Source organism: Ruegeria sp. L11, from assembly GCF_056531755.1.
Window position 1 is genome coordinate 340,141 of the sequence record NZ_JBQFMI010000001.1, and the last position, 13,040, is coordinate 353,180.

13 protein-coding genes are annotated in these 13,040 nt (G+C 58.6%); 8 read left to right on the forward strand and 5 right to left on the reverse strand.

Annotated elements, in window-relative coordinates; genetic code table 11:
* Nucleotide 1 precedes the first annotated feature (1 nt).
* The 3 genes from ACR0CE_RS01655 to ACR0CE_RS01665 form a co-directional block, all read right to left on the reverse strand.
* Entirely contained in the window at nt 2-1,369 is a 1,368-nt protein-coding gene (locus tag ACR0CE_RS01655; RefSeq protein ID WP_480830637.1) for a DUF2927 domain-containing protein, read from the reverse strand.
* Nucleotides 1,366-1,815, reverse strand: a complete 450-nt coding sequence (locus tag ACR0CE_RS01660; protein WP_480538062.1) for an N-acetyltransferase family protein — start codon at nt 1,813-1,815, stop codon at nt 1,366-1,368. Before ACR0CE_RS01660 ends, ACR0CE_RS01655 begins: the two co-directional genes overlap by 4 nt.
* Nucleotides 1,816-1,924: 109 nt before the next feature.
* Entirely contained in the window at nt 1,925-2,770 is an 846-nt protein-coding gene (locus ACR0CE_RS01665) for an AAA family ATPase (RefSeq protein ID WP_480538060.1), read from the reverse strand.
* A 381-nt stretch (nt 2,771-3,151) separates the two neighbouring features.
* Between ACR0CE_RS01665 and dksA the strand changes: the two genes are divergently transcribed.
* Nucleotides 3,152-3,574 carry an RNA polymerase-binding protein DksA gene (gene dksA / locus ACR0CE_RS01670; protein WP_209504868.1) on the forward strand — a complete coding sequence of 141 codons (423 nt, stop codon included), beginning with the start codon at nt 3,152-3,154 and terminating at the stop codon, nt 3,572-3,574.
* A gap of 71 nt (nt 3,575-3,645) precedes the next feature.
* Nucleotides 3,646-4,794 (forward strand): FAD-dependent monooxygenase, encoded by a 1,149-nt coding sequence (locus ACR0CE_RS01675; protein WP_480830639.1) that lies wholly within the window; start codon nt 3,646-3,648, stop codon nt 4,792-4,794.
* 4 nt (nt 4,795-4,798) lie between these two features.
* On the opposite strand, the gene xth is transcribed toward ACR0CE_RS01675, so the two are convergent.
* Together xth and ACR0CE_RS01685 are read right to left on the reverse strand one after the other, a co-directional pair.
* Nucleotides 4,799-5,578, reverse strand: a complete 780-nt coding sequence (xth, locus tag ACR0CE_RS01680; protein ID WP_480830641.1) for an exodeoxyribonuclease III — start codon at nt 5,576-5,578, stop codon at nt 4,799-4,801.
* Nucleotides 5,579-5,858: 280 nt separating this feature from the next.
* A complete protein-coding gene (locus ACR0CE_RS01685; protein WP_267363969.1) occupies nt 5,859-6,182 on the reverse strand; it encodes a HesB/IscA family protein in 324 nt (107 codons plus the stop codon).
* A gap of 76 nt (nt 6,183-6,258) precedes the next feature.
* Between ACR0CE_RS01685 and ACR0CE_RS01690 the strand changes: the two genes are divergently transcribed.
* From ACR0CE_RS01690 to scpB, 6 genes are all read left to right on the forward strand, one after another.
* Entirely contained in the window at nt 6,259-7,398 is a 1,140-nt protein-coding gene (locus ACR0CE_RS01690) for a deoxyguanosinetriphosphate triphosphohydrolase (protein ID WP_480830643.1), read from the forward strand.
* A 252-nt stretch (nt 7,399-7,650) separates the two neighbouring features.
* Nucleotides 7,651-9,396, forward strand: a complete 1,746-nt coding sequence (gene argS, locus ACR0CE_RS01695) for an arginine--tRNA ligase (protein ID WP_480830645.1) — start codon at nt 7,651-7,653, stop codon at nt 9,394-9,396.
* Between the two features lie 88 nt (nt 9,397-9,484).
* Nucleotides 9,485-10,549, forward strand: coding sequence for an SPOR domain-containing protein (locus ACR0CE_RS01700; protein WP_480772821.1), 1,065 nt, complete (start codon nt 9,485-9,487; stop codon nt 10,547-10,549).
* Nucleotides 10,546-11,553, forward strand: a complete 1,008-nt coding sequence (nagZ, locus tag ACR0CE_RS01705; protein WP_480830647.1) for a beta-N-acetylhexosaminidase — start codon at nt 10,546-10,548, stop codon at nt 11,551-11,553. The genes ACR0CE_RS01700 and nagZ overlap by 4 nt, the downstream gene beginning before the upstream one ends.
* Nucleotides 11,543-12,337 (forward strand): segregation and condensation protein A, encoded by a 795-nt coding sequence (locus ACR0CE_RS01710; RefSeq protein ID WP_480538046.1) that lies wholly within the window; start codon nt 11,543-11,545, stop codon nt 12,335-12,337. Before nagZ ends, ACR0CE_RS01710 begins: the two co-directional genes overlap by 11 nt.
* On the forward strand, nt 12,330-12,977 hold the full coding sequence (gene scpB / locus ACR0CE_RS01715; protein ID WP_480564379.1) for an SMC-Scp complex subunit ScpB: 648 nt from the start codon (nt 12,330-12,332) through the stop codon (nt 12,975-12,977). Before ACR0CE_RS01710 ends, scpB begins: the two co-directional genes overlap by 8 nt.
* The last annotated feature ends 63 nt before the right edge of the window (nt 12,978-13,040 follow it).

Genomic DNA, 13,040 nt, shown 5'->3' on the forward strand with positions numbered 1-13,040 from the left:
TTCATCCGTCTTTCGTGCTGTCAGCGGGGCTTCGGCCACTGTTTTGAGCCAGAGATTGAGCCACCAAATCCGAACCGAACCCGTATCGCGCCCATCCAAGGCTGTCCAGCCTGACGGCACGTGCCTGCTGCAATTGACCGGCCTGTTTCAAGGCCTCGGACTTCAGCAGCAGCAAGGTTGCCAGAAGCGAAGCGTTTTCCGCGCGGGTCATCACGTCGATGGCCTGATCCAGTTCGGGCAGGACCTCGGGCCCGCGATCCTGCGCAAGCGCAAAGGCTGCGGTCTGGGTTAAGACATAAGCCTGATGAACCTCGGTTCCGGGCGTCGCGCGAAGAAATTGTTGCGCGATCTTGAACTGCCGCTGGGCTTCTGCCGGGTCACGAAACTGCTCCATCCGGCCCATCAGGTAGTGGGGATAGGCGCGGCGGTGGTCTGTCCATCCCAGTTGCTGCCCGATGCGGGCTGCCTTTTGCGCGGCGCGCATCTGTCGGGGGGAACCCGGCCCCGGTCCAAGTGATTTCTGGATCGCGTTGATCCACTCTCGGGGGGTATTTGTGGGGGGTTGCGCAGCTAGTCGGTCGCCGCGTGGGTTCAGACGGCTGAGAATTCCGGGGATGACGGCAGCGACCTGATCGCGGGTCATGCCGGTGTGCAGTTCAGGCGCATAAGCCGCGCGCAGGATCAGCATGTCGAACCCGGTCAAGACCGTATGAATATTGTCGTCGTTGAACACCGAATCCGGCAGATGATAGAGGTCGTTCAGAGGACCAAGGGACTGTGCCAGTTCTTCGTGAAGACAATCGCGCATTTCCTGCGGGCTTACATCGTAGGGGATGAAAATCCCCAATCTTTCACGCTGGCGCAGCTCAACCCAACTGCTTTTGGGTTTGCGGCGGTCGCGCTGATACTCAGCCAGGCTGGACGCGTTTGGCACCACGAAACAGGCCGCGTTTGGCAGAATTTGCAGAATGTCCTTCTGGCTGACCGCTTCGATCGTGATATTGGCCTGACCGTCTTTGATTTGTCGGATGTTGATGCCTGCCTCGCGCTTCAGGCGGTTCAGCAGGCGGGTCAGATCCTGCTGCATACTTTGTGTCGGCGATCCGGTCAGGCGAACGGTGATCGGCGTTTCGAACCGGGTGAAAACGGGCAGGGCGGCCCCGCTTTCCAGTTCGAAATGCAGGGACAGGAAATCCGACGCGATGTTCGTATTGGACCGTGCCGGTGGCGAAGGGCGGGGTGCCGCAAAAGACTTGGCCGGCGGCAACGCCACTTCGACATATGGGACATCGTTCCCGAGTTCGATTGTCTCGACAGACGTGCAGCCAGCGATAACCAGCGCCAGAAAAAGGGCGCCCAAACGCATCATGGGCGGGCGTACTTGATGAACGGTGTCAAGGAGCCGATGCGATCATAAAGGTGGCGCGCCGTGTGGTTGAACTCTTGCGTCAGCCAGTAAACGGATGGGGCGCCCTGGCGATCCGCCTCTTCATAAACCGCCTGAATCAAGGCGCGACCGACGCCCGTTCCTCGGGTTTCAGGTCGGGCGAACAGGTCTTGCAGATAACAGACCTTTTCCACTTTCCAGGCGTGGCGATGAAACAGGTAATGCGTCAGTCCGACCAAAACACCATCCTGTTCCGCGACAAAACAGGAAAAATCCTGCGGGTCGTCGCCGACCAATCTGGAAAAGGTTGTTTCATACACGTTTTCAGGCAGGGTGGTTTCATAAAACGCCAGATAATCCCGCCACATTTCGGCCCACTGATCTTTGTCCTCGGCCCGCAGGGTCCGGATTGTCAGAGCGTTCGCCAAGTGATGACCCCAATACTGCTTCTTTGCAACGCGGTTGCGTCAGGTATTTCGATGCTGACACCCGGGATACCCAATGGCAAGCCGTGATCACAGATTGTTCACACGCAGGCTAGCGTTTGCCACGTGCCATGAATGCAAGACGTTCGAACAAATGCACATCCTGTTCATTTTTCAGCAAAGCGCCATGCAGCTTCGGCAGCGCGCTGGCCCCGTCACGCCTGAGGTCTTCCGCCGTCAGGTCTTCGGCCAGCAACAGCTTCAGCCAGTCCAGCACCTCTGAGGTCGAGGGCTTTTTCTTGAGCCCTTGCGTCTCGCGGATTTCATAGAATTGCGTCAGCGCGGCGGTCAGAAGTGCGTCCTTGATGCCGGGGTGATGCACATCAACGATCCGGCGCATCGTCGCCTCGTCCGGAAAGCGGATATAGTGGAAAAAACAGCGGCGCAGGAAGGCGTCGGGCAGCTCTTTTTCGTTGTTCGAAGTTATGATGACGATGGGGCGGTGCTTGGCCCGGACTGTCTCGCCCGTTTCATAGACGTGGAACTCCATCTTATCGAGCTCCTGCAACAGGTCGTTGGGGAACTCGATATCCGCCTTGTCGATTTCGTCGATCAGCAGAACAACCTTTTTTTCGGCGTCGAAGGCCTGCCACAGCTTTCCCTTGCGGATATAGTTCGACACGTCATGGACACGCTCTTCGCCCAGTTGGCTGTCACGCAGGCGGCTGACGGCATCATATTCATAAAGACCCTGCTGCGCGCGGGTGGTGGATTTCACATTCCACTCGATCATTTTCAGCCCCAGCGCCCCGGCCACTTGCCTTGCCAATTCGGTCTTGCCAGTACCGGGCTCGCCCTTCACCAGCAGGGGGCGTTCCAGCGTGACAGCGGCGTTCACGGCAATAGTCAGATCGTCGGTGGCGACATATTCGGCTGTACCTTGGAAACGTGCGGTCATGGGCCTCTCGTACGTATATTGTGTTGGACGGGCAGGTTGTGGTTTCCGGGTTACAGAGCGGCAAGGTTTTTTACAACCCGCGTCCCTGCGTCGCCCGGCGGGAATTGTGCTGCAACTCCAAGCCCTTTTGCTTGATTCCGGTAAAGACCAATCCCGGGCGCCGTGCCTCTCGCCCCAAAAAAGCCTGTCAAATTTCATAGAAATACAAGGTTTTGTTGATGTTTGTCTCATAGTTAGACAAATCCGCGGGGGTGCACTGTCGTGCAACGTTTGTGTAGTGACATTCCACCGCCCGTCGGCTAAACGCTGCGCAGAAGGGAGAGCCAAATGTCAGCTGAAACAGCCGCGAACGACGTCACTGGCCAAACCGAGGGAGCAAATATGAAGCAGGAAGTTTTTCTGCCGGAAGATTACCGTCCGGCCGAAGATGAGCCTTTCATGAATGATCGTCAGCTTGAGTATTTTCGTCGCAAGCTGCTGGATTGGAAGACAGAGTTACTGGCTGGTAGCCGCGACACCATCGAAGGGCTGCAAGACAACACCCGTAACATTCCGGACGTCGCGGATCGCGCCAGTGAAGAAACTGACCGTGCGCTGGAACTGCGGACCCGTGATCGTCAGCGAAAACTGGTCGCAAAGATCGACTCGGCCCTGCGCCGGATTGATGATGGCGAATACGGGTATTGCGAAATGACGGGCGATCCGATCTCGCTGAAGCGTCTGGACGCACGACCGATTGCAACCATGACACTTGAAGCACAAGAGCGCCATGAGCGTCGCGAAAAGGTCCACCGCGACGATTAATCGCCGGGTATGTGTAAGAAATCCAAACGCCGGGGCCTGTGGCTCCGGCGTTTTTGCGTTATGCGGATGCCATGAAGATAGATGGATTGAAATTCTGTGTAATCGGCGGCGGAATCGGCGGGCTGGCCTCGGCACTGGCGCTGCAACACCGTGGGGCGCATGTCACGCTTCTGGAGCAAGCCCCGGCCCTGACCGAAGTCGGTGCTGGTTTGCAGATCAGCGAGAACGGGATGCGCGTTCTTCATGCACTTGGCGTCACAGGTCTTTCCGTCGGGCAGAAATCCCATGGAACTGTCTTGCGCGATTACCGAAATGGGCGCGTGGTCAGTCACCTGCCGGGCCCTGCAGCTGGTCCGACTTATTACTACCACCGTGCCGACCTTCTGAACCTTCTTCATGATGCGGCTTGTGACGCAGGCGTGAATATCCGCTTGGGTGCCAAAGTTTCGCATGTGCAAAAGCACCCCAACGAGGCAGAGGTGGTCTTGGCGTCAGGCGAGCGAATTCGCGCAGAATGCGCCATTGCGGCCGATGGCGGCCGCAGCGTGCTCCGCCCGGCTCTGAACGGGGCAGAGACGCCGGAGTTCACGCATCAGGTGGCGTGGCGCGCCACCATCCCCTGGCAGCCCGGTCGCGACCCGGTTTCGGCGTCCCTGACCATGGGGCCGGGGCGGCATGTGGTGACCTATCCGTTGCGCGACGAAAGCATGATGAACATTGTCGCGGTCGAGGAGCGTTCGGACTGGCGGGAAGAAGGATGGCGTCAGACGGGCGATCCTGACGAGTTGCGTAAGCGATTTGCAGATTTCGGTGGCCCCGTGCGCGACATTCTGTCGAATGTCACGGAAGTGCATCTGTGGGCATTGTTTCTTCGGCCTGTCGCACAAAACTGGCAGAATGGTCGGTTGGCACTGCTGGGGGACGCGGCCCATCCGACGTTGCCATTCATGGCACAAGGGGCATGTCTGGCGCTCGAGGACGCCTGGGTGCTGGCGCGTGCGTTTGACGAACGATCGGGTATCACCAACGCACTGGCGGCCTATGAAACAACCCGCAAGCCAAGGGCGCAGCGCGTTGTCGCGGCGGCCGGGTCAAATGCGCGGAACTTTCATCTGCGCGGTCCAGCCCGTATGGCTGCGCAATGTGTGCTGCGGGTCGTTGGTGCCCGGTTGTCACAACGCTATGAGTGGATCTACAGTCACGACGTCACGGCTGCCTAGGGCCTCAAATATCCAGGTCAATCCAGACAGGAACGTGATCGGATGGCTTTTCGTGCCCCCGAACAGCGGCATCAATCTGGCAATCCCGCATGAGGTCGGCGGCTTGTGGCGTTAGCAGGAAATGATCAATCCGAATTCCGTCATTCCGGTTCCACGCGCCAGCCTGATAATCCCAGAAAGAATAGTGGTCTGGACCCTGCGTTGTCGCGCGGAAGGCCTCGGTAAAGCCAAGGTTCAGGATTTTTCGAAAGGCGGACCGGCTTTCCGGGCGGAACAACGCGTCTTCCTGCCAGGCATCGGGGCGTTTGGCATCCTCGGCCTGTGGGATGATGTTATAGTCTCCGGCCATCAGGGCAGGCTCCTCTGACTTCATCAGGGCCTGGGCGCGGTCGTAAAGCCGTTCCATCCAGGCCAGCTTGTAATCGTATTTCGGTCCGGGTGCCGGATTCCCGTTGGGCAGATACAGCCCACAGAGCCGCAGGGCCTTTTTGCCTACGACGGTGGCCTCGATCCAGCGCGCCTGTTCATCATTGTCATCGCCGGGAAGGCCGCGAGATACATCCTCCAGCGGAAGCTTCGACAGGATCGCGACACCATTAAAGCTTTTTTGCCCATGTGTTTCCACGTTGTACCCGCGATCTTCAAACATCTCGCGGGGGAAGTTCTCGTCGACGGATTTGATTTCCTGAAGAAGAACAACGTCGGGTTGGGCGTCGTCCAGCCAGCGGGGCAGCGCCTCGGTTCGTGCCTTGATGCCATTGATGTTGAACGTGGCGATTTTCATGCGCGATCCTCCGAAACCTTGTGGCAACCTATCGCTCAGAACGGGCCCAGCGGCAAGTCGGAGATCGGATTAGCGAGGCTCTGCCTCGCGCTCCGGGATATTTTTAGCCAGATGAAGAAACGAACCCTTAACCATTTTTTCGATACTAGAAGGGGCGGTACAGGCGGGGACGCCGATGACCGCGCCAGGTGAAGCTCTCTGGTCGTTTTGGTCAGAGAGCGGATCCCTGCTTCATCTGGCTGAAAATATCCTGGGGGTGTGGGGGCAAAGCCCCCGCCGGTTACATCGAAAACGACGTGCCGCAGCCACAGGAAGAGGTGGCGTTGGGGTTGTCGATCACAAACCTTGCACCAATAAGCTCCTGAGTGAAATCGATCACCGCGTTTTCAAGAAAGGGCAGAGAGACCGGGTCGACGATGACTTTCTGCCCCTTGCCTTCTAGGATGAGGTCATCGGTGTTTGGCGTGTCCAGAGCGATTTCATATTGAAAACCGGAACATCCACCACCCTCCACTGCGACACGCAGGGCTTGCCCCTGTTCCGCGGCGCCGATCTCGGCGAGGCGGTCAAAGGCGCGTTCGGTGACTGATGGGGGCAGATTCATGCCGGTCTCCAAAGGTTTAATTCCCAAGCGTCCTACAATATATGAAACAAAAAGACAGGCGACAAGGACAAGGCCTTTGGACAGAGCGGGATTTGCTTCGGACCCAGACCGCGCAAGGGGGCGGCTGGTGCCAGAGGAAGAAAGCAGCTTCCGGTCATGCTTTCAGCGTGATCGCGACCGGATCATTCACGCCAGTGCGTTTCGGCGGCTCAAACACAAGACGCAAGTCTTTGTCGAGCATGAAGGTGACAGTTATCGAACACGGCTGACCCATTCCATCGAAGTTGCTCAGGTCGCGCGAACCATTTCAGGGGCGTTGGGCCTGAATCCTGAACTCACCGAGGCTGTAGCCCTGGCGCACGACCTGGGTCATACACCCTTTGGTCATACGGGTGAAGACGCCCTCCACGCGCTGATGGTGCCTTACGGGGGGTTTGATCACAATGCCCAGGCCATTCGGATCGTAACGAAGCTGGAGCGGCATTATGCCGGGTTTGACGGATGCAACCTGACCTGGGAATGTCTGGAGGGTATCGCCAAGCATAACGGTCCAGTTGTTGGCGATCTGCCGTGGGCGCTGGCTGAATGCAATCAGGGCTTTGATCTTGAACTTCATACCCATGCAAGTGCCGAGGCGCAGGTGGCGGCTTTGTCTGATGACATTGCTTACAACAATCACGATCTTCTAGATGGGTTGCGCGCGGGGTTGTTTGAAGATGATGATCTGCGTCACCTTCCGATCGTGGGGGGATGCTACGCGGATGTGGATGCAAAATATCCCGGTCTTGATCCGTATCGACGACGTCATGAAGCACTGCGGCGGGTATTTGGGGTCATGGTGGCAGATGTCATCACAACGTCACGAGACTTGATTGTAGCCTCGGGCGCGCAATCGGTCGAAGAGATTCGCCATCTTGGGCATCCTGTCATCCAATTCTCGACCGGGACTTGGGCGGATCTGAAACAAATCAGGGCGTTCCTGTTCACCCGGATGTATCGCGCGCCCAGCGTCATGAAGGTGCGGGCCGAGGTTGCAACGGTTGTCGAAGACCTGTTCCCGATCTACCTGAACGATCCGAAACAGATGCCCGCACGCTGGCACGAGGATATTGAAGCTGCGGCGGACGAGACTGCTCTGGCCCGGATCGTATCGGACTATATTGCAGGAATGACCGATCGTTTTGCCTTGCAGGATCACGCCCGGCTGACGGGCTGATTGCGCTGCAATGACACGTGTAATGGTCCATGTTTGCGACCTTTATTGCGGGTTGATTGGTACCTTGCGCGGGCGGGAAGCGATGATCAGAAGCCGTACGACGGACAGCCCGCAGGGTATTTGAAATCTCTGACAGTGGATATCCGGGCGAGATTGGCAGACATTGGGCGCAAACCAAGTCCAAACATTAGGCGTCCATTGACCTTGCCGTGATGCGTGGTAAACCGCCGGGCAAGCAAAAGGACATCCGAAATGAACCTGTTTTCCGAGATCCGCGGCCTTGTACTGGACGCGCTGGCGCAGATGCAGTCCGAAGGCGCGTTGCCCGAGGGGCTGAGTTTTGACAACGTGGCGGTCGAACCGCCGCGCGATGCAGCGCATGGCGACATGGCGACAAACGCGGCGATGGTGCTGGCAAAACCGGCCAGGATGAAACCGCGTGACATTGCCGAGGTATTGGCGGGGAAGCTGGCGGCGGATGACCGGATCACCAGCGCCGACGTGGCGGGTCCCGGTTTTCTCAATTTGCGGTTGGCGCCGTCGGTCTGGCAAGGTGTGCTGGCGGCTGTGCTGGAGAAGGGCACCGATTATGGCCGCTCGACTATGGGCCATGGGCAAAAGGTCAACGTTGAATATGTTTCGGCCAACCCAACCGGTCCGCTGCACGTGGGTCATACACGGGGTGCGGTATTCGGTGACGCTCTGGCAAGCCTGCTGGCCTATTCGGGCCATGACGTGACCCGTGAGTATTACATCAACGACGGCGGCGCCCAGGTGGATGTGCTGGCGCGCTCGGCTTACGAACGCTATCGCGAGGCCAATGGTCTGAGCCCCGAAATTGCCGAAGGTCTTTACCCCGGCGACTACCTGATCCCGATCGGTGAGGCGTTGAAAGAGAAATACGGCGACAGTCTGATCGACAAGCCGGAAAGTGACTGGCTGGAAGAGGTGCGTGAGTTCTCGACCGACGCGATGATGGATCTGATCCGCGCTGACCTGAAAGCGCTGGGCGTCGAGATGGATGTGTTCTTCTCGGAGAAATCGCTCTATGGCACCGGTCGGATCGAGGCCGCATTGCAGTCGCTGACTGACAAGGGCCTGATCTATGAAGGCGTGCTCGAGCCGCCGAAGGGCAAAAAGCCCGAGGATTGGGAGCCACGCGAACAGACGCTGTTCAAATCGACCGAACATGGCGATGACGTCGACCGCCCTGTCAAGAAATCGGATGGCAGCTGGACTTATTTTGCCCCGGATATTGCTTATCACTATGACAAGGTGACCCGTGGCTTTGACGCGCTGATCGACGTGTTTGGCGCCGACCATGGCGGCTATGTCAAACGGATGAAGGCGGCTGTTTCGGCACTGTCCGACGGTAAGGTGCCGCTTGATATCAAGCTGACACAGCTGGTGAAGCTGTGGAAGAATGGTGAGCCGTTCAAGATGTCCAAGCGGGCAGGGAACTTTGTCACTCTGCGCGATGTGGTCGATCAGGTGGGCCCGGACGTGACGCGGTTTGTTATGCTGACTCGCAAGAACGATGCGCCGTTGGATTTCGATTTTGACAAGGTGCTGGAACAAAGCCGCGAGAACCCCGTGTTCTACGTTCAGTATGCACATGCCCGTGTCATGAGCGTGCTGCGTCGTGCGGCCGAGGCTGGGATTGCGGCTGATGATGCGACCCTTGAGGGCGCTGACCTGAGCAAGAACGATCATGCCTCGGAACTGGTTGTTGCGAAGAAGCTGGCAGAATGGCCACGGCTGGTCGAGATTGCGGCCCGAACCAATGAACCGCACAGGGTCGCCTTTTATCTCTATGAACTCGCAGGCGACTTTCACGCGTTGTGGAACAAGGGCAATGACGAGACGCAACTGCGTTTCATCCAGGATGGCGATGTTGCCACAAGCCAGTCAAAAATCGCTTTGGCCCGGGCCGTTTCTGTTGTGATTTCAGCGGGCTTGGGTATTCTTGGCGTTACTCCGGCGCAGGAGATGCGGTAACGAATATCGCCCGAACCGCCGGTACGAGGTAGGCAAGAAATGACCCGCGGGCCTTATTTTCAGGCGCGAAACGGGCAGTGAGGCGGACATGGCGAGTTACGATTACTCGGGGCATCAACGCCCCGGGCAGATTCATTACCCGAATCAAGCGCATTCTGATGATGTGTATGATTTTCCCGAAGACATGCAGGAAGATGACGCGCCGCGTGGCTCGTTTGGTCTGGGCAGGGCGGTCAATTTTCTGGGGGCTGTTGCATCCTTGGCGCTGGTCGCCGGTGTCGGGGTCTGGGGCTATCAACTGATCATGCGCGATGTCAGCGGCGTGCCGGTTGTTCGTGCCGCCGAAGGGCCGATGCGTGTACAGCCGGAAAATCCGGGTGGAACTCCGGCCGATCATCAGGGCTTTGCCGTGAATGCCGTCGCCGCCGAAGGCAGTGCTGCGGCGCCGGCCGACCGGTTGATCCTTGCGCCGCGCCCGGTGTCCTTGACGGACGAAGATCTGCCCGCCGGAGAACTGAAGCCGACCCCTGCGCTGCATGTGGTCGAAGAACCGATCACCACGCAGGAGGCCGCGCGCTTGCGCCAGAACGCAGTAGATGCGCTGGTTGCGGAATTGGCGGGTGCGGCGGCAGAAACGCAGCAAGAGTTCGAAGATGGTGTGCAACTGGCATCGCTGACCACCCCTGATGAAGAACCCGCCATTGACCCGGCAGATTTTGCTGCGGCCTTGCCGGACCCGAGCTTCGCCGAGTTGCCGGGCGTGCGCCGATCATTGCGCCCTGTGACGCGTCCGGCACGGTCCACCCGCAGTCAGGTCGCGCCCAGTGAGACTTCCGAAGACGCCATCAATGCAGCGGTGAAAGCCGCGGTCGGGGTGGATGTTGATCCGGATACGTTGGCAAAGGGAACCCGGCTGGCGCAGCTTGGTGCTTATGACAGCACGCAAGTGGCACAGGCCGAGTGGGACCGTTTGAATGGTCAATTTGGTGATTATTTGTCGGGAAAACAGCGGGTTATCCAGAAAACTTCAAGCGGTGGACGGACCTTCTACCGCCTTCGTGTTCTGGGGTTCGAAGACCTGAGCGACTCGCGCCAGTTCTGCGCTGCTCTGGTCGCGCAAGGCGCTGATTGTATCCCGGTGGCCGTGAGGTGAAGTTCGGAGCAGCGATCACAGATGCTGAAGGACTGCGCCTGACGCAGGAGGAAAGAGACCTGTTTCGCCAGATGAACCCGTTTGGGTTTATCCTGTTCTCCCGCAATATTGAAAGCGCCGATCAGGTGCGGGCCTTGTGTGATGATTTCCGCGAGGCCGTTGGGCGCAACTGCCCCATTACCATCGATCAGGAAGGTGGGCGCGTGCAGCGTTTGCGCGCACCCTTGGCCCGCGAATGGCTGCCGCCGCTGGATCATGTGATCAGGGCGGGTGATCAAGCGGAACGCGCCATGTACCTCAGGTACCGCCTGATTGCGGATGAGCTGTTTGGTCTGGGTATCGACAGCAACTGTGCCCCCATGGTCGATGTGGCGCGGCCCGAGACCCACGCGTTTTTGAAAAACCGCTGTTATGCCTTTGATCCTGAGCAGATTTCCAGGATCGGCAGGGCCGTGGCACAGGGTCATCTGGATGGGGGTGTTCTTCCGGTTCTCAAGCACATTCCCGGCCATGGCCGTGCCACTCTGGACAGTCACCATGACCTTCCGCACGTTGATTTGCCGCTGGAAGAGTTGGAATACAGCGATTTCGCGCCGTTCCGCGCCTTGAATGACCTGCCGATGGGGATGACAGCACATCTGGTCTTCGATCAGATCGATCCCCGGCCAGCCACTATTTCTGCGGCCATGATGGGCCTGATCCGAGACAATATCGGCTTTGGCGGGCTGATCATGACCGACGATATTTCGATGAGAGCGCTCAGTGGGGCGTTGACGGACCTCACACGGCAATCTTTGCAGGCGGGCTGTGATGTGGTCCTGCATTGCAATGGCAGTTTTTCTGAACGTGCCGCTGTGTTGGAAACTGCCGGTGAGATGTCGGATGTGGCACAAGCCCGCGCAGAACGGGCGCTGGCGATGCGGAAACCCCCGCGGGAACTTGACATCCAAGCCGCCGAAGCGGAACTATCTGCCCTAATGGGCGGGCAGGTATATGAACGATAATCTTTTTAGCGAAGACCCTGTCTCGGTCGCGGATCGTCTTGCGGCCGAAGCGCTGATTGTTGATGTCGACGGCTTCGAAGGCCCGTTGGATGTTCTGCTGACCCTGTCCCGCACGCAAAAAGTGGATCTGCGCAAGATCTCGGTTCTTGCGCTGGCGCAGCAATATCTGGCCTTTGTTGAAAAGGCGCGTGCGCTGCGCATTGAACTGGCCGCCGATTATCTGGTCATGGCGGCGTGGCTGGCCTTTCTCAAGTCCCGTCTACTGCTACCGCCAGACCCGGATGATGACGGGCCATCGGGTGAAGAGCTGGCCGCGCATCTGGCGTTTCAACTTGAACGCCTGCAGGCGATGCGTGACGTCGCTGCACGGTTGATGGCCCGCGACCAACTGGGGCGTGATTTTTTCAAACGCGGGCAGGGCGAGGACGTCACCCGCATTCGCACCGTGACTTATTCTGCCACGCTTCTGGACCTGATGCAGGGTTATGCCCGTATCCGCACCCGTGACGAATTCCGCCCCTTTGTGATGGACCGCGATGCGGTGTTCACGATGGAGCAGGCACTGGAGCGGATGCGCCCGCTGATCGGTTTTGCGGGGACGTGGACCGATATGGAAACCTATCTGCCCGATGGTTGGGATACTGACCCGGTGCGCCGCAGATCAGCAACGGCTGCGACCTTTGCGGCCTCGCTGGAACTGGTGAAAGAAGGACATATGGAGATCAAGCAGAGCGAGACATTCGCGCCGATCCATTTGCGTAAGAGGACCCAGACACGTGACTGACGCCCCAGAAGAAACCGGCACCCTGTTCGAGGCGCCACCGCTGGCGGAACAGGAGCGTATGGTCGAGGCCGTTTTGTTTGCCAGCGCCGATCCGGTGACGATTGCCGACCTTGAGGCGCGGATGCCGCATGGAAGCGACGCCGCGCAAGCCGTTGAATTGCTTCAGAGACGTTACGAGGGGCGCGGCGTGCGCGTGGTGCGCGTTGGTGAGGCATGGGCGATCCGTACGGCCCCTGATCTGGGCTTTCTGATGCAGAAGGAAACGGTTGAGACCCGTAAACTCAGCCGCGCCGCGATTGAGACATTGGCGATCGTGGCCTATCACCAGCCCTGCACCCGCGCCGAGATTGAGGAAATTCGCGGCGTATCAGTCTCTCGCGGGACGATTGACCAATTGCTAGAGATGGAGTGGATCAGGTTGGGCCGTCGCCGCATGACACCGGGTCGTCCGGTGACATTTGTGGTGACGCCAGAGTTTCTGGATCATTTTGGTCTGGAGAACGCCCGCGATCTGCCAGGTCTCAAGGAATTGAGGGCTGCGGGATTGTTGGAAAACCGGCCTCCACCGGGGGCTATCCCGCTGGGTGAGGGGCGCGAGGACGAAGTGGACGAGGACCAGTCGGAACTGTTTGAGGAGTAATAACCCGGACAGGTCACTACAGGTCAGGCGCGGAACCTGCGGCAGTAAACGCGGGTTATCCGA